The organism is Rhodococcoides navarretei (assembly GCF_038069675.1).
In the GTDB taxonomy this organism is placed as follows: domain Bacteria; phylum Actinomycetota; class Actinomycetes; order Mycobacteriales; family Mycobacteriaceae; genus Rhodococcoides; species Rhodococcoides navarretei.
This window is the reverse complement of record NZ_JBBPCN010000001.1, coordinates 4778703-4801777: the sequence shown is the minus strand read 5'-3', so window position 1 is coordinate 4801777 and position 23075 is coordinate 4778703. Positions and strand designations below refer to the sequence as shown.

Below are 23075 nucleotides of genomic sequence, written 5' to 3'. Positions count from 1 at the left end.
TCTTCGACGGCGGCGACTCGCGCACGGGCGTTCAGGAAGTGATTAGGCAGTGCTGACCGTGATGGTCGCAACGCCCACGAGCAGTCCCGGGGTCACAGCATCGGTGTTGAAGGTGCTGTTGAGCAGTCCGGCAGCGGTCTCCGAGATCTTCACCTCGGTGCCCTGCAGGATTGCGGTGTTGTCGGGTCCGGTAGCGAGCGGCTGCAGGGTGCGGCCGTCGAGATCGAACAGGACTGCGTCGGCTGCTGCTTCTTCTCCGTTGACCATGACGTCACCGGTGAGAAGCGAAGTGCCGGGGTCGATGTCGAAGTTGATGAGCTCGACGACGGTCTCGCCTGCGGTCAGCGACAAGCCGCTGCCTTCGTGCATGATCTCGCCCTGGACGTAGGGGTCGACGGTGCCGGGCTCCCAGTACTTCACGTCTCCGCCGGTGATCGGGAAGCGGATGGATCCGTCTGCGAGAGTCGCGGTTCCGACAACGCCGGGCGTGAGGCCCAGGGTGGTCAGTGCGCCGGTGAAGCCGGGATCGAGAGCAACTGCGGTGTCGACACCGTTGCTGAGGTCGGGGACCTCGGCTGCGGGCTCGGGCATGCTCTCGGTGGTCTCCATGGCCGACGACTCCGAGGAGGTGGCTGCGTCGGTGGTCTCGGACGCTTCCTCGCTGGAGCATGCGGCAAGCGGGACGATTGTCAGTGCACCGATTGCGGTGGCGGCCAAAGCTTTACGAACTGTGAACATGTCGGTCAACCTTCCGTGCTCGTCTCTCGAGCGTTGTGGGTCATTCGGCGCTGCTTGCCGAGCGGATGGGTTTCATCTCGATCCCCTGCAAGGGAGCGTGTCCACCTGTTACCCGACAAACCGGACTACCAAACCGGAAATTTTCCGAAGGTTCACTCGAGGTCAACGAAGGATCAAGTCCGCCGCCCGTTCGCCGATCACCACCGACGGTGCGTGAGTGTGCCCGCGGATGATGCTCGGCATGATCGATGCGTCGGCGACCCGAAGGCGGTCGACGCCCCGCACCCGTAGTTCGGAGTCGACCACACTGTGGGCGTCGTTGCCCATCCGGGCAGTGCCCACGGGGTGATAGAGAGTGTGGGCATTCTGTTCGAGGGCCTCGGTGAGCAGGTCCGCCGGGGAGATGTTCGACGCCACCCTGGGGCGGACGATGTCGCCCAGCTCGCCCTTCATCGATGGGGTTTCGGAGATTGCAACGCAGGCCCGTAGCCCTTCGATCATGGCGCGGCGGTCGAGTCCGCCGGGGTCGCTGAGGTAGCGGGGTTCGACGATGGGCTTGGCCAGGGGGTCGGCCGAGCGGAGGGTGATCTCGCCTCGGCTCTCGGGTTTGACGAGTACCGCGCCGATGACGGCGGCGTGCGAATCCTGGCCGACGAGTCCCTCGTCGAAGAACGGTGCCGGTCCGAAGATGAGTTCCACATCGGGCAGGGCGAGGTCTTCTCGGCTCTTGATGAATCCGTACGCCTCGGCGACGTTCGAGGTGAGCATGCCGCGACGGCGCGTGAGGTAGTTGACCAGCTCGGGGATCTTCTCGGCGTGGAAGAGAGAGTCCCTCTCGGTTTTCCAGCCGATGAGGGCGGCCAGGTGATCGAGCAGGTTCTGCCCGACACCCGGTGAGTGGTGCTGCACGGTGATGCCGTGCGACTTCAGCTGTTCCTGGTCGCCGATGCCCGAGAGCATGAGCAGCTGCGGGGTGTTGATGGCACCGCCGGAGAGGATCACTTCCTTGTGCGCGCGCACGGTGAGTACCTCGCCACCGGAGGTGTATTCGACACCGACTGCGGCAGTGCCCTCGAAGAGAACGCGAGTGGCATGTGCCTCGGTGAGGACGGTGAGGTTCTTGCGCTTCTTCGCCGGTCGCAGGTAGGCATCCGCGGTGCTCCACCGTGCTCCGCGCTTCTGGTTGACCATCGTGCGGGTGAAGCCCTTGGGCTCGGGCAGGTTGGCGGTCTCCAGCGGATAGCCTGCTTCTTCGACGCCGTCGAGGAACGAGGACGTCAGGTCGCGGGGGCTGCGCTGGTGAGAGACGATGAGTGGGCCGTCGGTTCCGGCGTCGAGTGCTGTTGTGCCCTCGATGTTCTCGATCTTGCGGAAGTATCCGACGAGGTTTCGGAACGCCCACGAGTCGTCGGACACAGCCGCCCAATCGTCGTAATCGGCGGCGAAGCCGCGTACCCACATCATGGCGTTCATCGACGACGAACCACCGAGCATCTTGCCGCGCGGCCAGTAGATGCTGCGATCACGCAATTCCGGCTGCGGTTCGGTGAGGTAGTCCCAATCGACTTCGCTGCGAAAGAGTTTCGAGAAAGCAGCGGGGATGTGAGCGAACTTGTTCTTGTCCTCGGGGCCGGCCTCGAGGAGGATCACTTCGTTGCGGGGGTCTGCACTGAGGCGGTTGGCCACCACTGCGCCTGCCGAACCTGCGCCCACCACGATGTAGTCGGCAGTCTTGCGCTGAGAGCTCATCATTGTCCTTCGGTCGGTGTGGTCGCAGAGGGGTCAGCCGCGCAGGGCGGAGGCGAAGATCGCCGGCAGCTTGGACCAGGACGGTGCACCGGCAAATGCGGTGAGCAGCTTGCCGGTCGATGCTGCGGTCTTGTTGGTGACGAACCACGGCGGCTTCGGCGAGATGGACAGTTCACCGTTGACCAGCGATCGCGGTAGTGGCCGGAAGGGCCCGCGCACCACTGTTCGCTCCGCCCCATCTATCAGGAGGGCGTTGTGCACGATGCCGATTCCGCTCTGCACGTCGTCGATGGTGTGGCCGGGGAATGCGCCCCAGGTGGCGGCTGCAGTAAGGAATCCGATGGCCGTCCAGGCGTTGACGGCGATGGTGCCGTAGTGCAGGTCGGCGAGCATGGCGTCGAACTTCACGCCGAGTTCCTTGATGGTGCTGGGGGTTCCGATGATGTTGATGCCGAGCGTGCCGGTGAACTCCTCGTTCGCCGCCTGCGTCGCCTTGGCCGCGAATGCTGCTCCGCTGTAAGGCAATTCGATCACACCCATGACCGGTGCGAAGTACTCGGTCTGCAGCAGCGGTGCGTATTCGCCGGGGTTCAGATCGGTGATGAGAACGCGGCCACCATGGTCGCCCAGGCGTTCGGCCGACGGGTAGGTGGCGGTGGCGTCGGACACCCGCTTGTCGCTGCCCGGGTAGTAGGGCGCTCGTGCCGGGGCACGGTCGAGGGCGGCGCGCAGGGCGGCGACGAACTCGTCGCGCTGCTTCCATTCCGAGGACAGCACGACGACCTGCGAAGCGACACAGTTGTATCCACTGTTGTGCAGGCGCTGGGTGGCGATGTGCTCGGCCTGGAATTCGATGTCGGCACGGCTCCACTCACCGGGAAGCACGATGGTGGGCGAGACACCGCCGAGTTCACTGGAGATGTCCTTGGTGAGAATCGGTTCGTTGGCTGCCTTGCGGGCTGCGCCGTCCGGGCCGGGTCCGAAGACGATGGCGTCGTGCGTGATGGAACTGCCGGTCATGTGGACGTGGTCGACTCGGTCGTGCTGCACCAAGTACGTGCCGACGTCGGCTCCGCCGGTAAGCAAGCGCAGTGCGCCGATCTCGACGAGCGGTGCGAGCACCTTCTCGAACACCGGTAGCAGCGGATCCATGATGGGGTTCAGCTTGAGTGCGACCACCCGGTTGAACGCCATCAGCTCGTACAGCGCATCCAGCGGTGCGATCGAGGTGATGTTGCCTGCGCCGAGCACCACTCCGATGCCTGCGGTGCGGGTGGGGTCGAGTTGACCGAGGCCTGCGGAGCGCTGTGCGGTCGCACGGTCGATTCCGGGCTTCATCCACACCTCGGCGGTGAATCCGTTGAGCAGCAGTCGCTCGAAGATGTTGAGCGGGAGCACCGACACCGTCGTGCGCCCGCCGGGTGCGGTCCCGAACTTCGCGTCCGCCAGTGGACTGTTGCCTGCCTCCAGCGCTGTGAGCGTGTGCGCGACGGTGCCGAGCCCGTTCAGGAACGAGTAGGGACCGGACAGCCATTCCTCTCCGACGAGGTTGGAGGAGGCGTCGAGCTTCTTGATCGACGTTGCCGCCGTGACCCACTCCTGCGCGTGAGTCGAGGTCAGCGCGTGCACACGTTCGAGGAGCGCCCGCCGTTCGGCCAGCGTGAGGCCTCCCCAGGTCTCCTCGCCGCGAGAGAGGTCGGCGAGTGCGGCGTCGACTGCCTCGAGTGGGCTCGGTCCGCTCGTCGGTACGGGCTGCAGGTGTGGGGTCACGTCGCTGGTCAACTTCTCGGCTCCACTCGTCGTTCGGATACACGGGTTCCATTGTGATTGTGGTCTCACCTCGGCTCGGGGCGCTATGGGCCAGGGGCCTCAATCGGGCACGACGGTTTGTGCCGTCGCACAGTTCTGTTGTGGCGTGGCTTACACGGGTGGGGCTAGAGTTCGGTCATGTCCGCGACCGAGTTCGACCTGCATCCGTCACCGACCGATCTGGCCGCGACGATGCTCGACGGCGTCGACGATCTCGCGAACGAATTGGTACGACGGATCCTGGGGGCCGAGCACGCTTACCTCGAGTCGACTCTGCTCACCACCGAGCAGCTCCACGACGCGGCGCGGAACAATCTGGCGTCGATGTTGGGCAAGCTGTCCGGTCGGGCACCCATGCGGCTCGAGGCGGCGCGGGACGCGGGCCGACTCAAGGCCGAGCAGGGGGTGCCGTTGGCAGCGCTGCTGCACGCGTTTCGGCTCGGCGGCAGGTTGGTCTGGGACGAGTTGATGGAGCGTTCGGACGGCCGGGCAAGTCACGCTCTGCTCGACATGGCCGCTGAGGTCTGGGCGCTGGTCGACGTGTATTCCGACGAGGCTGCGGAGGCCTATCGGGAGAGTGCCGACATGCGTGCGCGCGAAAGTGCCGAAGCCCGTGGACGTCTCATCCGCGTACTGTTCGCCGATCATTCGGCCAATCCCACCGCGGCGGCGGATGCCTTGCGGACGTTCCGAATTCCCGACCATGGCTACTTCGCGGTGATCTCCCAGGAGCCGTTGACCGCGGCGGTGGGGGTCGACGGGCTGATCGCCCGCCTGCGCACCGCCGGAGCCGAATCGGTGTGGGACGCGGAGGTGGACGGCAGCGTCGGACTGATCTGTGCCGCAACAGAATCAGCGATCGATGCCGCGCTGGTTGCGCTGAGCGAGCTGTGTCCCGGACGGGTGGGGGTCAGCTCTGTCTTTCGGTCGCCGTCGGGCATCGGTGACGCCGTGGGACAGGCGCGGTTGGCACGGTCGTGTACCTCGGCCGAGATCGCGCCGTCGGCTCCGGTGCGCTACGACTCCGTGCCGGTGCCGCTACTGCTGGTGCGTGATCCCAATTCGGGCCGCATTGCCTCGCGTCAGATACTCGGTGATCTGCTGGGGTTGCCGCGGGCGGAACGGCAGAGTTTGCTGGCGACACTGGACGCCTGGTTCTCGTGCGGCGGTTCCACGCGCGATGCCGCCGAATCGCTGCACTATCACCGCAACACGGTGTTGTATCGGCTGCGTCGAATCGCCGAACTCACCGGCCGCGACTTTCGTGACCCCGCGCAGGCTGCGGAACTGTACGTCGGACTCAGAGCCCATCAGCTGCTGTCCTGACAGGATCAATGGCTGGCGAGGACGACGTCGAGGATCCCTGCCCCGAGTGGAACGGGAACGCAGTTCGGAGGGCTGGCGTTCGCCGGATCGAGGGCGTTGAGTGCCAAGCGTAGTGCGGTGGGGTCATAGGTGAACGTGAAGTGCGCGACCTCGGTGTCGGGACACACGTCCTGCACCACGATGTTGTGCGCCCCCGGATCACGAAGCAGCGCATTGGTGTACGGCTGAATCACCTCGTCGACTCGGGTGGCGATGGACGTGTATTCCACTCCCGGGACGGTGTCGCCGCCCGCATTGAGGCGGTCGAGGAAGTCGGACCCGGCCATCAACTGCGCCAGGCCCGGCCCGAATTCGCCGGCCACCACCGTGGTTGCACCGGGCACCGCCTGCACGACGGGCGCGACTCCGTACATGGTGCCGCCGTACGTCGGGCTCGCTATTCCCACCCAGCGGTCGACGGCGTAGGCACCGCCGAGCCTGTTGACGAAGTACCGGGCAACTGCGGCACCCTGTGAGTAGCCGACCAGGTCCACCGCGGCGGCACCGGTCGCTCGAAGAATCGAGACCGTCATCGACTTCAGCTGTGCTGCACTGTCTTCGATGACACCGTAGCCGTTGGACTCTCCGTCCGGCGACGTGCCGTAGTTGATGGCGAAGACGCAGAAGCCGGCTGCCTTCAGGATCGGCGCGAAACCGGCCCAGTCGGAGTACGCGGTGGAGTCGGTTCCGTGCACGAGAACAACGGGATTCGGATGGGCTGCCGTGGGCTTGCAGTCCATGTCGTTGGCTCCGGGAGGTGCTGCGTCGCGATTGGCTCCTGCATAGCGGATGGCATCGGCGTGATCGGGTTGCTCGGGCGCAGCGGCGATGGGCATCAGGGGCGATGCCTGTGCGGCCGGCGGGAGCAGAGTCGCGGCAGCGACGATGACGAGGGCTATCAGACTTCGTCGCGGTCCACGCATGGCATGACGATATTCCTCGAACTGTGGAATGTCCCTACGAGTAAACGTCATTGCTGAGAAAAGTCACAAGAATTGTTCTGGTGCCGAAACCGAGTCGAATGCGCACACCGAACGGAGCTCAGCCGTGGTGGCTGAGCCCCGTGCGGGTGAAACAGGCTGCTGTGCAGGTCAGAGCCGACTCACGCGTAGCCAATCGACACTCATCGTCTGCGGGTACGGCGTGCTGTTCAGTGTCTTGCCGGTCCAGTTGTTGCCCACGGCGACGTTGAGCAGGATGTAATGCGGCCAAGTACCCGAGAATGCGGTCCAATTGCCGCCTTTCGCCTCGTACTGGGCTTGATTCAGGGAGTATCGCGCGATTCCGTCGACGAACCAGGTAATGCTTGTCGGTAGCCAGTCGATTCGGTATGTATGGAATCCACTGTCGACGGGATTCATGCTGCCGCCGGCTTTCACGTCCTGATTGGGGTTCGATCGGGCCGGGCCGTGCAAATTGAATGAAGGCCCGTACATCCCGGGAATTTCGACGATATCGACTTCCCCTTGGCTCGGCCATGAATATTCGCCACCGGGTTGCATTCCGAGAGTCCAGAATGCCGGCAACAAGCCTTGGGCGCGCGGCATCTTGATCGATGCTTCGATGCGCACCGGCGGCGTCGCCGATTGCTTGTACATGCTGACCACGCGGGCGCTGGTGAAGTTGTACGGTGCTTGCTTGCGGTCGGGCGGATTCTCCCGCCGTGCGGTGATGTTCAGTGAACCGTTGGACTGGTTGGCGTTGTTCCAAGAATCTGTATAGTACTGCTGCTCACCGGAACTCGCGCCCCAGCGGCCGGTTTGAAAGCCCCACTTGGCGGGGTCGGGCCCGCCGTATCCGTTGAACTGATCTTCCCACAGCAGGGTTCCTGCTCCGCCTTGGGTTCTCGCAGGTGCGGCGAGTGCGGGGGCGGCGGTCGCCGACGAGACGACCACGGCCATCGTGGTCAGCGCGACCGCAACAATTGTCGATAGTGATTTCATGAGGGGGGATTCCTGTCAGGTCATATGTCGGTGAACAAATGTCGACATTCGATTTCTAGCACGACAAAGCGGGCGGCAGAAGTCTCTTCTGAAATGCAGGAATTCTTGCGAATACAATGATTGAATTCGCCGCGCTAACGGTCGAAAACGAGGTAGTGACCGATATTCAGCGGTGGTCGGTTTGTTTCAGGAGTGGTGGCAGTGACTCGATGCAGTCGGTGAGTCGTGCTGGGTGAGCAGACAGGAGCGGAGTCTGCGGAGACGGCCCCGGGCGGGGCGATCGGTGGAGCCGGTGACGGGAATCGAACCCGCCTCTCAACCTTGGGAAGGTCGCGTTCTACCAATGAACTACACCGGCGTGTGGTGCGGATGTCCAGGTTAGCAGGGCGCTCAGATGTCGATGCGCACGCAGTGCAGCAGGGCGAGGGCGTCGTCGGCTGCTACCGGCTCGGAGAACAGGTAGCCCTGCGCGCGGGTGCATCCCAGTTCGACCAAGGTCTTCCTTGCGCTCTCCGTTTCGACGCCTTCGGCGATGATGCTCAGTCCGAATGCCCGGGCGAGCCCGAGGATGGACCGGACGATCGCGAGGTCGCCGCTGTCGTCGTCGCCGAGGTCCGTGACGAAGGCGCGGTCGATCTTGAGTGCATCGACGGGGAGTTCCTTGAGGTGAGACAGCGAGCTGTAGCCGGTGCCGAAGTCGTCGATGGCCACTTGCACGCCGAGTTCACGGAGTTCGCGCAGTGTCACGCGGGTGCGGGAAAGGTCCTGCACCACTGCCACTTCGGTGATCTCGAGGCAGAGATCGGGCCCGGCTATGGAGAACTCGTTGAGGGCTCGTGCGACGGTACCGACGAAGCCGTTGGTGACCAGTTGGACGGGGGATATGTTCACGCGCATCGCGATATCGAGGTCGGGGATCTCGCGGCGCCAGTCGGCGAGGGTGCGGCAGGCGCGGTCGAGGACCCAGCGACCGAGTTCACCGGCGAGGTTGGTCTCCTCTGCGACCGGGATGAAGGCGGACGGAGGGAGCAGCCCTCGGGTGGGATGCTGCCATCGAACCAGTGCTTCGAAAGCGGTGATGCGTCCGGTGACGAGGTCCACCTCGGGCTGGAAGTGCAGGGTCAACGAGTCGCCCGCGATGGCGTCGCGCAGGTGGATCTCGACGTCGTTGCGAAGCTCGGACTCGGCGCGCATTTCCTCGGTGAACAGGGCGATGTCGTGGCCGCCTGCGCGTTTGGCCACCAGGGCGGCTTGATCTGCCTGCCGCAGAAGTGACTCCGCGGTGTGCTTGCCCGGGAGCCCGAAGGCGATTCCGATGCTCGCGCTTCTGCTGATCCGTTCGACTCCGAGGGTGACGGGTGCGTTCATGGCATCGGCGATCACCTCGGCGTGGTGTGTCGCGACGCGCGCCGAGCACGGCCCGGCGAGCGCGACGACGAATTCGTCTCCGCCCAGCCGCGCGACGAGGCCTGCCGTTCCACCGACGAAACTCTGTAGTCGCTGGGCGATGGTCACGAGGTAGTGGTCTCCGGCAAGGTGCCCGAGAAAGTCGTTCAATGCCTTCAGTCGATCGAGATCGATGTGCATCACCGCGACGGGGCCCGGCATGGACGGGTAGAGTCGCTCTCGGAGATGCTGTGCGAAGGCCGTGCGGTTCGGCAGTTTCGTCAGGTCGTCGTGTAACGCCGAGAATCGAAGTTGCTCCTCGGCGCTCACTCGCGCCTGCAGTTGGGAGAGCAGTGCAGCAATTGCTTTGAGCGCGTTGAGTTCCGCCTCGGACCAACTTCGATCGCCGATCTTGATGAAGCCGAGGATGCCGGTGGTGCGGCCGGAGTGCAGCAGCGGGACCACGGCCATCGACGTCGCGGAGAATCCTGACCCTTGCTCGACGCGTCGGCGGTAGTCCTCCTGCCCCGGATCCGGCCGAAACACTGCCGGTTCGGTCAGTGTTTCTGCCAGTCGGAACACCGAGTCGGCGTCGTCGAAGTAGACCACTGCCAACGGATCGGGATCGGGCACGCTCAATCGTGGTGGCCACTCCGCAGTGAGCCTGGTGGCTCTGGCCTCGAAATCGTTGTGCCGAAGGAAGCTGAAGTCGATACCGAGGTAGTCCACGAGTTGCCGCAGAACGGAGTCGTAGGCCTCGCGCACCGTCGCCGCATCGACTCCCATGAGTTCGGTTGCGACGCCGGTGACGAGGACCTCGAGCGTCTGTGTGCTCTCCAGGACTCCACTCCCGCCTCTGAGTAGACGCAGTGCAGGACTGTTCCCCCTGGTCTTCGGGCGGACTCTACCCCGAGACGGACGCCGAAACAGGAAGTCTGCGGCTGTGAATCGTGGATTTTGGGGCGCAACTCAGCCGCAACACCAGTGCCATGGAGTCGGCGCTGGCGAGGTCGAAGAGCATCCGGAACCTAGAATTCAACTGCTGCAACACTTCTGCGTGATGCGGAGACAGTTGCCGATGCTCGGCCGCGGTGTGCGCGTAGAGGAACGCGGGGGAAACGGGTTGCACCGCAAGTCCGCGCAAATGTGCAGTTACCCATACGTTCTCCATTGCACATCCTCCTCTGATGTAATGCTCGGCCGTCGATCCGGGCACGACGACGACTGCCAGCGCCGAACTCGACCGCACTCGATCACGTATGTCGCTCTCCAGAGCCGCGCCTGCGCCCCAGGCATGCACGAGCTCCATCACGTCCGGTCGCTTGACGATCTCGAGCTTGGACAGGTCCGCGTCGTCGATTCCCAGCGTGGAGACCTCGATTCCCCGATCGGGATCGAGATCTCCAGGCCAGCGCAACTCGGAGAACATGTCTCGGTGCAGGTGCGGTGTGAGATACCGGATTCGGTCGGCAGCGGCGAGAATATCCGCGGCCGCGGCGATGGATTCGGGTGCCGTCAGCAGTACGGCCCGTCCACCTTCTGCTTCCGCCGCAGCGGCGATGTCGTCGGCGATATCCGCGTCCAGGGGTGCGCCGGTGCCCATGTTCCGATTGGTGCACCGCGTCAGAACCCCGTCGAGCAGGCGTCGATCGGTGACGGGGTGCGGGTCGCCCTCGCGCAGCGCGATCGCGACTCCGTACTCGGTGATGTCCGTACCGGCGAGCCTGCCCTGTGCGGTGGCCACCACCCGCGCATTGAAGGCCGCGGCACCCACTGCCACGCAGCTGCCGCGGAAGTCGATGTCGAGGGTCGAGGTTCGCGTTCTGTCCACGCCGATCCGCACGGTGTGTCCGTCGCGCGTGAACGTCCACGGCTGACTGTTCCCACCGGACGGTGCCCGGCCGGCCGCGTCGAGTATCAGTGCGTCGGCATCGACGGAGGTGTGGTGAGTGTCGATCGTCGACCGCGCTGGACGCGTCGGTGTCGGTGGCGCGAGGGCGTCGAGATGGGTGTCCAGATCGATGCGGATGCGCCCGGACGGCAGTGGTGCTCCGGTGCCGAGGCGTCGAACAGCGGCGGCGATGGTCGCACCGCCGAGTTGTACGTCGCCGCCCAATTGTGGCCAGGTCTCGATCGTTTCACCCACTTCCACCATCGAGGCGGCCATCCGGGCGGAGAGCAGGGAGGCGTCGAGCTGATCGAGCACGATCGGGATCTTGTCGCGGGTGCTCAGCCCCCGCAGGCTCGTCGAGTCGATCTCGCCGAGGACGCCGTGGAACACCGGGCGGTCGGGTTCGAGGTCGAACCGTTCGACGTCGAGCAATCCGCGGTCGGAGGTCTCCATCAGCACCGGGATGCCCCGTGACCTGGCTGCTTCGCGGGCGCGGACCTTGACGTCGAGGGAGTCGCATTCCTCGACGAGCACGTCCAGTCCGTCGAAGAACTCGTCGATGGTGTCGTCGGTGATTCCGTCCTGGGTGATGTCGACGCGTAGATACGGGTCGATTTCGGCAATGCGTCGGGCAGCGACGACTGCTTTGTTGATACCGAGATCGAGGATGGAGGCCGGAATTCTGTTGAGGTTGGACAGTTCGATCTCGTCGAAATCGGCGAGGCGAAGCGTCCCGCATATCCCTTCGAGTGCGAGGGCGTGGGCAATGGAGTGCCCGACGCTGAGACCGATGATTCCTATCGTGAGATCTCCCAAGGAATTCTGTTCGGCCAGGGTTATCTTGTTCCTGTTTCTGTCGAGTCTGAGGTGTCGAAACGAGTTCGGTCCGAGAACCGCAACCACCGTTTTGCGCCACGGAAAGAAAACCCACCTGTCACTTTCGTCGAGAAGGCTCTGCTCAGGGCTGGGTAGAAGTGACTGCAACCCCACTCTCTGCGTCGGTCGCTCATCGAGGAATGTGAGGGTCGGGTCGCGTCTGAGTTCGTCGAGGGCGGCGCGCTGTGTGGCGTCCGTCTCGTCGAATATCACAGGCTTCCAACTGTGGTCGGGTGTGGTTCGATCGTTCATGATGCGACTGCTTCCGGGAGTGCGACTGCTGCGCGGCGGTGTGCGAGCAGGGTGACCGTGTTGCGCCGCATCCGGCGCCAGGTGGCCAGGTCGGCATTGAAGGCGATTGTTGTTCTGTCCCACCAGAACACCTCGGTTCGGTAGCGATCGTCCGGGTAGGGGATCGGCGCGATCTGGGTGGCGATGACCGCTCCGGTGCCGAGCCATGCGGTTCGGACGTGGGAGGCCGCAGTGGCCAGGGCGTAGCGCGCGCCGAGCAGCGCCGCGCTGTAGGCGGGGGACTCCGCGATCATTGCCGTGACGGCACGGCCACGGGGTGCGTCCTGAGCGACCCACGCAGACTTGAGTTCGACGACTCCGTAGCCGATGCGTTCGTCGAGCATGGTGTGCACGTGGCGACGGCCTTCGGGGTATTCGGCGAATTCGATCAGTGCGTGCGATTGGTCGACCGAGGAATACGGCCCTTGCACCCGTACCCCGCCGACTATGTGTCCGGTTCGGTCGAGTGCGGCGAAGAACAGTGCAGTGGTGCCGCCGTCACGAATGGTCGACATTTCGAGTGCGGTGGTAACACCGTGTCGCATGTAGCTTTCTTCTGCGCCGTCCAGGAATTGTGCCCACAAAGCTGGATTCTCAGCAGGAGTGGTGGCCAGAACGAGGCATTGGGATCGGTGATCCCAGTACGAGGGGACGTCGAACGGAATTGTCATGTCAGTCTTCCTGATAGGAGTTGCCCGAATGCGAAAGGTTGCGCCTTCAGATTGTCCGGCTTTTCTTTTGCCGAGCTACACGTCGAGATCGGGGCTCGGGTGTGTCGCGGGAGACCGTCGGGGACCAGTAGCCTGCAGAGGTGCTGCTCTCCGACCGTGACATCCGTGCCGAAGTGACCCTGGGCAACTTGGCGATCGAACCCTTCGACCCGTCGATGGTTCAGCCGTCGAGTGTCGATGTGCGGCTGGACAAGCTCTTTCGGGTGTTCAACAACACTCGCTACACCCATATCGATCCGTCGCTGCAGCAGGACGAGCTGACGACGTTGGTCGAGCCCGCGGCCGGCGAGCCGTTCGTTCTCCACCCGGGTGAGTTCGTACTCGGCTCGACGCTGGAACTGACGACGCTGCCGGACTACCTGGCAGGCCGGCTCGAAGGAAAGAGCTCGCTCGGGCGGCTGGGTCTACTGACGCATTCGACCGCAGGCTTCATCGATCCGGGCTTCAGCGGCCACATCACGTTGGAATTGTCCAACGTCGCCAATCTGCCGATCACGCTGTGGCCGGGCATGAAGATCGGGCAGCTGTGTCTGTTCCGGCTGTCGTCGCCGTCCGAGAATCCGTACGGCAGTGCCGCCGTGGGGTCGAAGTATCAGGGTCAGCGCGGGCCGACGCCATCGAAGGCGTACCTGAATTTCGTTCGGTCGAGCGTCGACTAGACGATCGTGTAGTCTGTTTCGCCGCACCGAAACGTGGTGAACGTGCGGTTGTGACGCTACTCTGGAGACCTCACGTGGGTTGGGGCCTACCAGAGCGAGGTTTCGAGTGTCCGCGGTTACCGGTGCTTCGTTGGGGTCGAGTGGTCTCCGCAGTGTGATCACTGACGACGGCCACCCCGGTGTCGTGCTGGAAGTGCACGAGCCGGTCGCGTCGCAACCCGCACCCAACGGCCTCGCCCCCGATCCCTGGGACACCGTCATCACCTCGGTGCACGATCTGGCGACCGAGTACGCGTCCGGCCACCACTTTCCGGTGCTCGCGCTGCGCGAGAGCGACCCCAGAACGGCGTACGACCAGGACTTCTCCGACGGCGTCATGCTCGTGTCGGAACTCGGTGCCCAGCTGGGCGCGCTGCGCGAGACGGGTGTACTGGCAGGTGAGCGTTGTGTCGCTCTGTTCGACGTCGGCGCGTCCGGTACCTCGGTGTCCGTCGTGGACATCGACAGCGGGCGGGTTCTCGCAGCGCGTCGAACGGACGAATTGAGCGGCGACGACTGCGATCGTGTGCTGTGCGAGCAGCTCATCTCGACGTTCGGGGCAGCTGAGGCGTTGACGGTCGAGGCTCGCAGACAACTCGTTCACGATGTCCGCAACGGAAAACACGAACTCTCCCTACTCCGCAGCGTGTCGATCCTGGGACCGTTCGTCGGCGGACGTGTATCGCTGTGGCGTGGCAATCTCGACGAGCTCGTCCGAGATTCCGTACACCGAGCCGTCTCGATGGCCGTCGACGTGCTCGACGCCGTCGGCGCGCAGGGCTTTCACATCGACGCGGTCGTCGCGGTCGGTGGCGGAGCCAACATGCAGATCGTCCAGCAGGTCCTGTTCGACGCGGTGTCGATGCCGGTCTACGTCCCCGAGCAGCCGGAACTGTTGGCGGCGCACGGTGCCGCTGGAATCGCCCGAACCTCGGGTCTGCGGCCTGCGCCGACGCCGCGCGACGCACTCACCGATCGGTTCCCCGCCGTCGAGCGTAGCTCCGACGAGTTCGAAGTCGCCGCTGTTGCCCCCGGCGCGGTGGTCTCGAAACGCCCCAGACACAGCGACACCTCGTCCAGGCGAACCACCAGGGCCAACAAGTCACGGCATCTCGGTGGAGCGCTCGCGGCGCTGGTTGCGGTGTCCGTAGCCGGAACCATGGTCGCTGCGGCGGCGCGAACCAGCGGTGACGATCCGGTGTCGTCCGTCGATTCCTCGCAGGACTCCTCGCAGATCGCTCGCTCGCAGTCGGTGGTGCCGGCGGCCGACGGTTCGCCCGCCGCGTCCACTGCATCCTCGCTGCCGCTCGCGACGACGACGACGACCTCCGCGCCGATCGGTGCGTCGGCAACGTCGTCGTCCGAGGTGCCGACCACGACGGATCCGGCGACCAGCACTACGGCCCGTCGAGCGGTGGTCACGACCGGTACCCCGTCCGCGGCCCAGGAGTCGACGGCCCCCGAGCGGTCCACCCGCGACCAGGCGACCGTGGCCCCGACGACGGCGGTGCCTCCCGCAACGACCACTCGTCCCACCACCGCGCAGCCGACCACGACGCGTGCGACCACGACCACCCGCGCGACGACCACGACGCGATCGACTCGGCCGTTCGATCTTCCGTTCCCGGACTTCGGCATACCGCGGCGCTGACCGGTCTGTAGTTTCCGACGACACCGGCCCCGGCACTCGAGGCAGGATGGGCGATATGGAGTCGATTCAGACCGAGCGCGAAGACAAGTTCGACGTCGACGCAGATTTCCAGTTGCCCACTCTCGCTTCACTGGTGCCGGACGGAGGCGCACTGATTCCGAGTGAGACCGATCTGAGCAGCGAGTACTTCGATACCGTCGGACACGATCTGTTGCGCCGCGGAATCACCGTGCGGCGTCGCACCGGTGATTCCGACAACGGCTGGCATGCGAAGGTCCCGGCAGAGAAGGCCCGGACGGAGATTCGGCTCCCGCTCGGCAGCGGCGCGCACGATGCAATCCCGGACGAGCTGAGCGACGTGCTTCGGGGCGCGGTGATGGGTGGGGAGCTGTCCGCGGTCGCGACACTGACCACCCATCGCACCATCCACACGGTGTCCGACGCCGAAGGGTCCGTGGTCGCGGAGATCGCCGACGACGAGGTGTCCGTGGTTCTCATCGGCGGCGCGACCGGTCCGCGCTGGCGGGAGGTCGAGGTGGAGCTCGGGCCCGCCGGCTCGGAGTCCTTCCTGAAGAAGGCAGGCAAGGCGCTCCGCGCTGCCGGAGCGCGGCCGTCGGCACATCCGTCGAAGCTGGATCGGGCGTTGTCGGTGGTGCGTGAGGCACCCGCCGAACCCGGGGTCCAGCTGTTGATGAACTACCTCGACGATCAGGCACAGGCAATCGTTGCGGGAGATGTGTACCTGCGCCGAGGGTTGGATCCGATCCACTCCACGAGGGTGGCGATTCGGCGATACCGCAGTACTCTTCGGGTGTTCGGGAGCGTGTTCGAGGACGAGCCAGCGGCGCACCTGGAGGCCGAATTGGCCTGGTATGCAAGCATTCTCGGTGAGGTGCGAGATCGGCAGGTGCAGCGTGCTCGGTTCGCGGCGGCGCTGCGTGAACTGCCGCCCGAACTCGTGTTGGGCCCGGTGGCGTCGCGCATCGAGAACGACCTGCTGGCCGAGCAGATCAGGTATCGCGAGGCGGCGATGACCGAACTCGACGGCGAACGCTACCGCGAACTGCTCACGACGGTGTCGGCATGGTCGCGTGGGTTGCCGTTAGACGGCGAGGTCAGCGACCGCCTGCTGGTCAAGCTTGCGCGCAAGGCCGGGAAGAAGGCCATCGATCGCACCAGGAGCGCTGTGCGCGGCACCGACGACGAGGCGTTGCATCGCGCACGGAAGGCGTCGAAGCGAGCTCGATATGCGGCCGAGTTGGTCGCACCGGTGATGGACAAGAAATCCTCGAAGACGAACATCAAGCGGTTCAAGACGATTCAGGAAGTACTCGGCGAGCATCAGGACGCGGTGATCGCTGCGGACATTCTGCGAACACTCGGTGCGAGGGCGGGGACGACCACGGGAGAGAACGGATTCACGTTCGGGCTGCTGTTCGAGCGCGAGCGTCGCGCTGCAGAGGCGGCCCGAAGCGAGGCGAGCGCGATGGAGTTCTGATCGACGAAAACGGTATGTTTCCCCGATTAGGGGCTCGAAGTGTACTCTGAGCCCGAATCGAATTCGGGGGAGTCGACGACCATGTCCATAGCGCTCGGCGTACACGTCGGTGTCGAAGAAGTGTCGGCTGTTCTGGTCGAGGCCGACCTGCCCGAACTCGGGCCCATCTCCGCTCGCACTGTGTCCGTCGCCGCGGCTCCCGGCGGTGTCGGTGACGCCGTCACCACGATGCTCGGAATCATGAGGGTGCAGGCGGCCCAGAACGACCTGCTCATCGCCGGATCTGCGGTGGTCTGCGACAGCATCGCGCTCTGCGGGATAGTTCGCGCCGCCTTGGCTGCCCACCAGGTCGGCGATGTCGGGGTCGTGGACGCTGGAGATCCGCGGTTGAACGACGAGGTTCCGTTGGGAATCGCAGCGGCGCTGATCGGTATCGCGACCGGCCCCGCCGTCTGGAGGGGCGACACGGTATCCGACGGCCCCGCGCCGGGCGATGGTGACGGAAGTCGTGCCGAGGCAGACGCGTCCGACACCCCACGCAGCGCGCGACTGACGATGATCGCTCTGGGCGTCGCGGTTCTCGCCGCGCTGAGCGGAGCCACGGTCTGGGCCTTGACGGCTGTCGGTCAAACGCAGAACAGCGTGGTCGACACCGCTGACGTCACCGCTGTTGCCGAGAGGCCGTCGAGCAGAAGCAATGCAACCGGGTCTCCGCCGCTGGTGGTGGTCGCCGATTCTGTCGGTGCAGTGTCGAGTCCACCGGCCGAGACGGCGCTCTTCGAGTCACCCGTGTACGGGCCGCTCCCAGTCGGTACCTGGAGCGAAGTACTGCCGACGGGTCCGGTCGTCACTCCGGGCAGCGAGGTGCCGTCGAGCGGCGGTGATTCGGGTAGCGGCGGCAATTCGGGGAAGGGAGATCCGGCCGGCGGAAGACCGGAAGGGGGTACCGGCGGTGACACCGATGGCGGCGATTCGGGCGGTGAAGAATCGCCGACCGTCGAGCCCGACCCCGACCCCGAGGTTCCGTCGACGGACCCGTCCGAGCCGACCACCGAAGTTCCGGTGACCACCGATCCCGTCACCACCGATCCCCCCACCACCGAGCCCACCACCACCGATCCCACCACCACTGATCCCACCACCGCCGACCTCATTGCTGACTCAGGCCCGTCGGAGGATTCGGTCGAGTGACATCGATTCGCTGATTCCATTGTGAGCGAGTGGTTTTGATACTTCGACAAGTCCTTCTCGTGACGGGTATGTGAATTCGACTCGGACACCTGAACTTCTGCTCACGCGTCGCTACCATCGAGTGATCGACCAGTAGACGGTGAGTATCCGATGACCGACAATCCCGCAGCAGAACCGGTGACCCGCACGACCATCGACAGGGCGGTGGGTGTTCTCATCGCGCTGCGTGGCTGCAGTCCGGACGAAGCGTTCGCCGAATTGGCGGCCCACAGCTTTCGTTTCGATGTGTCGCTGGTGCAGTCGGCTCGTTCCATCGTCGCGGCCGCGCGTGGAATGGACTCGGCCAACGGTGTCGCCTGTGCTGCGATGACGTCGGCGCAGGAGGAGTGGGGTTCGCTGCTTGCCGACCGTCGCGACCCCTTCGATCACGTCGCCTGACGCAGAAGTCGCTGCTCTTTCTTGTTACCTCTCCCAAAACAAACCAAAAGTTCACCAAGATGCCATAAATACTGTCCACGAGACGGTTCGACGGCTAGTATCGGCAGGTCGGAGTAGCCAGTCGAGGCGAGGGAACATGAGAACAGTCCTTGGTGTTTCGGTGGGTTCCGCCACTGCCCGAGGGGTCGCCGTCGATGCGGTCGACGAGTCGGTACGGTCGGCCCACATCGTGCACTCCTTCGATCCCGACGACCACCTGCAGGTCGCCCTCGATCTGTTGGAGTCCATGTCGCGCGATCAGATGGTCGAGAGAACCGACATCGTGTTGGCTGTGCCCGACGATCCCGGTGCTCGCGCGCGCACGTCCGCATACTCCACCTACGAGGCCGACCGCCTGCTGGTCGCATCGGAACTCGGTGCTCAGTTGCGGTATCTGCGCGGCACCGGCCAGCTCGAGGGCGCTCGTACCGTGGCGATCTGTGACGTCGGCGCATCCGGGACCACGATGTCCGTCGCGGACCCGGCAACCGGAACGGTCTTCACTTCGGTGCGCACCACCCTGTTCGGTGGCAACAGCTGCGACGAGCAGATCTCGCGCTACTTGCTCTCGACGTACGGTGCGGACGAGCTGGCGTCCGAGCACGCCCGAGCGCAGTTGATGGTCTCCACCCGTACGGCACGCGAACAGCTCTCCCGACTGCGCGTGGCGGAGGTCGCCGGGCCGTTCATCGGTGGTCCGGTGAGGTTGTGGCGCAATACTTTCGACGATGTGCTCGAGCGCAGCATCGGGTCGTTGGAGGACTGGGTCGCCAGCGTCATCGTCGACGCGCCCTGTGCCGTGAACGCGCTGGTGATGGTCGGCGGCTGCGCCAACATCCCGTCGCTTCGACGCCTGTTCCGCCGCGATCTCATGCTGCCGGTCGTTGCACCCGCGAATCCCGAGTCCCTCACCGCGCACGGTGCCGCTCTGATGGCGGTCGACGCCGTCGCCTCGCGTCGGCACCGCCCGCGCGGAGCCACGATCGCCGACGCAGTGCCGTACCGACAGGCCACGATGGTGGGAATGGTGGGATACCACGACGCTCCGCGACACCGTTCGGCTTGAACCCGCCGGCCTGGCCAACGAACGCCGTTGTTGGGTAGGTTTCTCGGGTAATGATGAACAGCAGGGGACGAGACGGTGGGACAACAGTGGCAGAGCAGGTAGCGGAGTCCGGTACGGCAGCACCCGGCGCGGAAGCATTCGATCCGGCGGAACATGCTCGGAGCATGGTCGGCTATCACTACCGCACCGAGGACTACTACGAGGTGGGTCGGGAGAAGGTTCGTGAATACGCCCGGGCCGTCCAGGACTTCCACCCCGCGCACTGGGACGGCGACGCCGCGGCCGCGCTGGGTCACAGTGCTCTCGTTGCACCTCTGACGTTCATGTCGCTCGTCGGCACTCTCGCGCAGAAGAAGCTTCTCCAGTCCATCGCGGAGGGGTACGACCTGAGTCAGATCCTGCAGACCGATCAGGTGCTGGTGTTCCAGAAGCCGATCCTCGCCGGCGACCAACTGACGTGCGATGTTTCGCTCGACTCGTTCAAGACGGTCATGGGTCGCGACATGATGGTCACCAAGAACGTCGTGTCCAACCAGAAGAACGAACTGGTGCAGACCACGTACACCACCTTGCTCGTCGGCCGGTCCGGTGAGATCGATCCGGCTATCGCCGAGGCAGCTCGCAATATCGTGATGTTCGGTGCGACGACCGATACCAGCGGTGCCGATTCGAGTGAGCACGACACTCTGTCGACTCCGCAGGAGCACGAGCCGCTGATCGTCGAGGAGTACCGGGGACAGCCGACGCAGAAGTTCGACGAGGTGAACGTCGGCGACGAGATTCCTTCGCGCACAGTGAGTCTCACTCGTGGTGACCTGGTCAACTACGCGGGCGTTGCCGGCGACGCGAACCCGATTCACTGGAGCGAGAAGTTCGCCAAGATGATCGATCTCGAGAACGTGCTGGCGCACGGAATGCTCACGATGGGCGTCGGCGGCGGTTACATCAGCGAGTGGCTCGGCGATCCGGGTGCTGTGAAGGACTACACCGTTCGCTTCACCACCCCCATTCCCGTGGACACCCACAAGGCCGCCGAGATCGTCTTCACCGGCAAGATCAAGTCCAAGGACGAGGCGACGCGTACAGCGGTCATCTCATTGGGAGCGACCTTCGAGGGCAAGCGAATCTTCGGTCACCGCGCTACCGCGACAGTGCAACTGGGCTGAGTGCCTGCGGCCGTGGTGTGGTCGCCTTTGCCGCGGATCGGCTCCTCGGTTTTGGATTTCTGACTCCGATCGGCGTCGGGTATCCATATATGGGGAGCTGATCGGCACGGTGTAGCGGCATTGACGCCCTTCGTTGTAATCCACACCCCCTGCAGGGGGTGCGGATTCCGACGAGGGGCGTAGATGTGTGACGTTCACGCCCCTACGAAGATGCAGAAGGGGTGCCCGGCCGGGTCGGCATAGATTCGGATCGGCTCTTCTGGATCGTCTCGCAGATCCCGCAACAGCCGCGCCCCCAATTCGATTGCGCGCGAGTGCTCTTCGTCGAGTTGTTCGACGGTGTCGACGCGAAAGTCTGCGGCAACCGCGTATCGAACTCGCAGTTATGCAGACGAATCGGTGTCGAATCCCTGCATAACTGCGAGTTCGGCGTTGGTCAGGATTGCGGCGGCGGCCGCTCTCGATGCCTGCGTCGGAATCCAGTGCGAGATGCCGGGCAGGACTGTCAGTGTGTACGCCGCATCGACGTATCGCTGGGCATTCTCGATGGCGGAACGGGTGATGAAGGTGTCGCCGTCACTCCACACCATCGAGGTCGGGACGGTGATGCGCAGGCGACCGATGCCCGGGTTCGAGAACGGCAGTCCGCGATACCAGGTGACAGCGAAGGGAAGCGCGCCGTACTCGACGATCTCCGTGCGCGTGCGCTCCAGGTCGTCCGCAGTCATACCGCTTCTCCCGTACCACTTTTCGGCCCTCTGGCCTGGGCGCGCCATCCATTTCTCGGGCAGTATCGGCAGTTGGAAGAACGCGAAGTACCAGGAGTGCAGTATTTGCTTCGAGCTGAGCAGGCCGGTCATGAACGCGCCGGGATGGGGAACCGAGAATGCCGTCAGCGACAACGCCAGGTCGGGTCGGCGGCCCGCGGTGACCCACGCGATGTTCGCGCCCCAGTCGTGTCCGACCACGTGAACCGGCCGTCCGATGCGGTCGATCAAAGCGATTACATCGCCCACCAGTGCACCGACGCGATAGTCCCGACGCCGCCTCGGCCGGGCGCGCGGTGAGTACCCTCGTTGATCCGGAGCAATCGTCCGCATGCCTGCGTCGTTGAGTATCGCCATCACTGCGGACCACGACGATGCCCGCTCGGGAAATCCGTGCAGCAGCAACACGACCGGGCCGTCCAGCGGTCCCTGGTCGAGGACATCGAACACCAGGCCGTCGTGGGTGTACTCGGTGATTCGCTCCGTTTCGGAGCCGCTCGTCAGCATGTGCTGGGCACCGACTGGCCGGCGAACACGGCGGCGAGGAACTGCATGGCCGCTTCGTCGCTGACGTCGTGACCTTGTTCGGGCTGTTCCTGGGCGACGACCGAATCACCCAAGGCACATGCCTTCTCGACGCCGTCGGCAGTCCACTGCGGCAGCACGACGTCGTCCTTCGCTCCGTACGCCACGAACATCGGCACCTCGGTCCGCACTTGCGGGAGTGTGTAGCGGCCCACCACGTCGAACAGTCGTTGCTCGGATTCCGTTGTATCGGCTGCGAACTCGTCGGGTGCCATTGCCTGGACTGCTCGTTCCTTGCCCTCGGTGTCTCCGCCCTGGCAGGTGAGCAGCAGCTCGTTGTTGGCCTCGGCGACGCTGCCGCTGTAGTCCTTCGGATCGATCGCGGGGTCCACGTGCTGCGCGCCGTAGAGCAAGTACGGCATCAGTTCCTTCTGCGGCCTGGTCAAGGTTCCGTCCTCAGCGGACCGCACCAGAGGCGTCAGGTCGGTCGGCGGCGACAGTGACACCGACCCCACCAGGTCCAGGCCCTGACCGTAGGAAGCAGCGAGTTCGTTTGCGGCCCACGCTGCTTGGCCACCCTGCGACAGGCCGACCGCGGCCCAGCGAGTGGACACGTCGGGCAATGCGGTGTGCGCTGCGCGAGCCGCGTCGATCATGTTGTTTCCGGCGGTCCGAGGTTCCAGGTACGGATGGGTGCCGCCGCCGGTGCCCAGGCCCTGGTAGTCGGGGAGCACGGTGACGTACCCGAGTGCGGTGAAATCCTGCACCACGAACTGATATCCGAGCAGATCCGGATACAGGGTGGGTCCGCAATCGGCCTGCACGCCGGTGGTGCCGTGTCCGTAGACGACGATCGGCCACCCGCCCTCGGGCGGGGTTCCTGCCGGAACGGCTGCAACTCCGGAGACCGCTGTCGGGGAGTTGTCCACGCCCGACGTGGACTCGTAGACGAACCGGTACAGCGTGGCACCCGTGTCGGAGAGTTCGGCGGATCGCTCACCGAAGTCCTCGGAATCGAGAACGGTGCCCGGCACACCCGTCAGGTCGTATTCGGGGGCCGGTGCGGTGGTCGAGGCAGTGGTCGACGAGGCGACGGGCTGCGAGGGCGTCGAACTGCAACCCACAGTCACGGCCACTGCGAGGCAGCAGGCGGCAGCGGACATCGATCGGGAGTAGGAAAGCACAACGCGTGTCTACCAGAACGAGGTCACCGGTGGCCGACTGCTGGAGCTGCGCAGCCCCCGCCCCGCCCAACAG

Annotated in this window: 19 protein-coding genes and 1 tRNA gene; 8 read left to right on the top strand and 12 right to left on the bottom strand. The window is 64.8% G+C overall.

From position 1 onward, the window contains the following. Positions 1-42: 42 nt before the first annotated feature. The 3 genes from AABD04_RS22720 to AABD04_RS22710 form a co-directional block, all read right to left on the bottom strand. Positions 43-738, bottom strand: a complete 696-nt coding sequence (locus tag AABD04_RS22720; RefSeq protein WP_341442580.1) for an ABC transporter substrate-binding protein — start codon at positions 736-738, stop codon at positions 43-45. A gap of 162 nt (positions 739-900) precedes the next feature. Then, on the bottom strand, positions 901-2487 hold the full coding sequence (locus AABD04_RS22715) for a GMC family oxidoreductase (protein ID WP_335740431.1): 1587 nt from the start codon (positions 2485-2487) through the stop codon (positions 901-903). A gap of 33 nt (positions 2488-2520) precedes the next feature. Further along, positions 2521-4245 (bottom strand): aldehyde dehydrogenase family protein, encoded by a 1725-nt coding sequence (locus tag AABD04_RS22710; protein ID WP_341443115.1) that lies wholly within the window; start codon positions 4243-4245, stop codon positions 2521-2523. A gap of 189 nt (positions 4246-4434) precedes the next feature. Here AABD04_RS22710 and AABD04_RS22705 point away from each other — a divergent pair, with 189 nt between their 5' ends. Then, positions 4435-5622, top strand: a complete 1188-nt coding sequence (locus tag AABD04_RS22705; RefSeq protein ID WP_243609142.1) for a PucR family transcriptional regulator — start codon at positions 4435-4437, stop codon at positions 5620-5622. Positions 5623-5627: 5 nt separating this feature from the next. Here AABD04_RS22705 and AABD04_RS22700 read toward each other — a convergent pair whose 3' ends face one another. The 6 genes from AABD04_RS22700 to AABD04_RS22675 form a co-directional block, all read right to left on the bottom strand. Beyond that, entirely contained in the window at positions 5628-6584 is a 957-nt protein-coding gene (locus tag AABD04_RS22700; protein ID WP_335740433.1) for an esterase/lipase family protein, read from the bottom strand. A 168-nt stretch (positions 6585-6752) separates the two neighbouring features. Continuing rightward, positions 6753-7604, bottom strand: coding sequence for a glycoside hydrolase family 16 protein (locus tag AABD04_RS22695; RefSeq protein WP_341442579.1), 852 nt, complete (start codon positions 7602-7604; stop codon positions 6753-6755). Positions 7605-7888: 284 nt separating this feature from the next. Next, positions 7889-7962, bottom strand: a tRNA-Gly gene (locus AABD04_RS22690). Between the two features lie 32 nt (positions 7963-7994). Continuing rightward, on the bottom strand, positions 7995-9776 hold the full coding sequence (locus AABD04_RS22685) for a putative bifunctional diguanylate cyclase/phosphodiesterase (protein WP_341442578.1): 1782 nt from the start codon (positions 9774-9776) through the stop codon (positions 7995-7997). Positions 9777-9894: 118 nt separating this feature from the next. Then, entirely contained in the window at positions 9895-12009 is a 2115-nt protein-coding gene (locus AABD04_RS22680) for an Rv1355c family protein (protein WP_341442577.1), read from the bottom strand. Next, on the bottom strand, positions 12006-12719 hold the full coding sequence (locus AABD04_RS22675) for a hypothetical protein (RefSeq protein ID WP_243609137.1): 714 nt from the start codon (positions 12717-12719) through the stop codon (positions 12006-12008). The genes AABD04_RS22680 and AABD04_RS22675 overlap by 4 nt, the downstream gene beginning before the upstream one ends. Positions 12720-12859: 140 nt before the next feature. Between AABD04_RS22675 and dcd the strand changes: the two genes are divergently transcribed. From dcd to AABD04_RS22640, 7 genes are all read left to right on the top strand, one after another. Continuing rightward, entirely contained in the window at positions 12860-13438 is a 579-nt protein-coding gene (gene dcd / locus AABD04_RS22670) for a dCTP deaminase (RefSeq protein WP_243595178.1), read from the top strand. A 154-nt stretch (positions 13439-13592) separates the two neighbouring features. After that, positions 13593-15128, top strand: coding sequence for an Hsp70 family protein (locus AABD04_RS22665; protein ID WP_341442576.1), 1536 nt, complete (start codon positions 13593-13595; stop codon positions 15126-15128). Positions 15129-15183: 55 nt separating this feature from the next. Further along, on the top strand, positions 15184-16626 hold the full coding sequence (locus AABD04_RS22660) for a CYTH and CHAD domain-containing protein (protein ID WP_341442575.1): 1443 nt from the start codon (positions 15184-15186) through the stop codon (positions 16624-16626). Between the two features lie 81 nt (positions 16627-16707). Then, positions 16708-17817: a hypothetical protein gene (locus AABD04_RS22655; RefSeq protein ID WP_341442574.1), complete on the top strand. Its 1110-nt coding sequence runs from the start codon at positions 16708-16710 to the stop codon at positions 17815-17817. A 150-nt stretch (positions 17818-17967) separates the two neighbouring features. After that, positions 17968-18255: an ANTAR domain-containing protein gene (locus AABD04_RS22650; RefSeq protein WP_243595174.1), complete on the top strand. Its 288-nt coding sequence runs from the start codon at positions 17968-17970 to the stop codon at positions 18253-18255. A gap of 136 nt (positions 18256-18391) precedes the next feature. Then, entirely contained in the window at positions 18392-19360 is a 969-nt protein-coding gene (locus AABD04_RS22645) for an Hsp70 family protein (protein ID WP_341442573.1), read from the top strand. 50 nt (positions 19361-19410) lie between these two features. Next, on the top strand, positions 19411-20526 hold the full coding sequence (locus tag AABD04_RS22640; protein ID WP_341442572.1) for a fused (3R)-hydroxyacyl-ACP dehydratase subunits HadA/HadB: 1116 nt from the start codon (positions 19411-19413) through the stop codon (positions 20524-20526). 194 nt (positions 20527-20720) lie between these two features. On the opposite strand, the gene AABD04_RS25210 is transcribed toward AABD04_RS22640, so the two are convergent. Genes AABD04_RS25210 through AABD04_RS22630 form a run of 3 tightly spaced genes read right to left on the bottom strand, consistent with a single transcriptional unit; the run spans position 20721 to position 23002 of the window. Beyond that, a complete protein-coding gene (locus AABD04_RS25210; RefSeq protein WP_423228247.1) occupies positions 20721-20909 on the bottom strand; it encodes a VOC family protein in 189 nt (62 codons plus the stop codon). Beyond that, positions 20910-21800, bottom strand: coding sequence for an alpha/beta fold hydrolase (locus AABD04_RS22635; protein ID WP_341442571.1), 891 nt, complete (start codon positions 21798-21800; stop codon positions 20910-20912). After that, positions 21794-23002, bottom strand: coding sequence for an alpha/beta hydrolase family protein (locus tag AABD04_RS22630; RefSeq protein WP_341442570.1), 1209 nt, complete (start codon positions 23000-23002; stop codon positions 21794-21796). The genes AABD04_RS22635 and AABD04_RS22630 overlap by 7 nt, the downstream gene beginning before the upstream one ends. Positions 23003-23075 lie beyond the last annotated feature (73 nt).

What these genes read in the sequence shown, in the direction of transcription:
- AABD04_RS22720 (WP_341442580.1), bottom strand. Translation starts at nt 738, where the DNA reads ATGTTCACAGTTCGTAAAGCTTTGGCCGCCACCGCAATCGGTGCACTG.
- AABD04_RS22715 (WP_335740431.1), bottom strand. Translation starts at nt 2,487, where the DNA reads ATGAGCTCTCAGCGCAAGACTGCCGACTACATCGTGGTGGGCGCAGGT.
- AABD04_RS22705 (WP_243609142.1), top strand. Translation starts at nt 4,435, where the DNA reads ATGTCCGCGACCGAGTTCGACCTGCATCCGTCACCGACCGATCTGGCC.
- AABD04_RS22700 (WP_335740433.1), bottom strand. Translation starts at nt 6,584, where the DNA reads ATGCGTGGACCGCGACGAAGTCTGATAGCCCTCGTCATCGTCGCTGCC.
- AABD04_RS22695 (WP_341442579.1), bottom strand. Translation starts at nt 7,604, where the DNA reads ATGAAATCACTATCGACAATTGTTGCGGTCGCGCTGACCACGATGGCC.
- AABD04_RS22685 (WP_341442578.1), bottom strand. Translation starts at nt 9,776, where the DNA reads ATGGGAGTCGATGCGGCGACGGTGCGCGAGGCCTACGACTCCGTTCTG.
- AABD04_RS22680 (WP_341442577.1), bottom strand. Translation starts at nt 12,009, where the DNA reads ATGAACGATCGAACCACACCCGACCACAGTTGGAAGCCTGTGATATTC.
- AABD04_RS22675 (WP_243609137.1), bottom strand. Translation starts at nt 12,719, where the DNA reads ATGACAATTCCGTTCGACGTCCCCTCGTACTGGGATCACCGATCCCAA.
- AABD04_RS22660 (WP_341442575.1), top strand. Translation starts at nt 15,184, where the DNA reads ATGGAGTCGATTCAGACCGAGCGCGAAGACAAGTTCGACGTCGACGCA.
- AABD04_RS22655 (WP_341442574.1), top strand. Translation starts at nt 16,708, where the DNA reads ATGTCCATAGCGCTCGGCGTACACGTCGGTGTCGAAGAAGTGTCGGCT.
- AABD04_RS22650 (WP_243595174.1), top strand. Translation starts at nt 17,968, where the DNA reads ATGACCGACAATCCCGCAGCAGAACCGGTGACCCGCACGACCATCGAC.
- AABD04_RS22645 (WP_341442573.1), top strand. Translation starts at nt 18,392, where the DNA reads ATGAGAACAGTCCTTGGTGTTTCGGTGGGTTCCGCCACTGCCCGAGGG.
- AABD04_RS22640 (WP_341442572.1), top strand. Translation starts at nt 19,411, where the DNA reads ATGATGAACAGCAGGGGACGAGACGGTGGGACAACAGTGGCAGAGCAG.
- AABD04_RS22635 (WP_341442571.1), bottom strand. Translation starts at nt 21,800, where the DNA reads ATGCTGACGAGCGGCTCCGAAACGGAGCGAATCACCGAGTACACCCAC.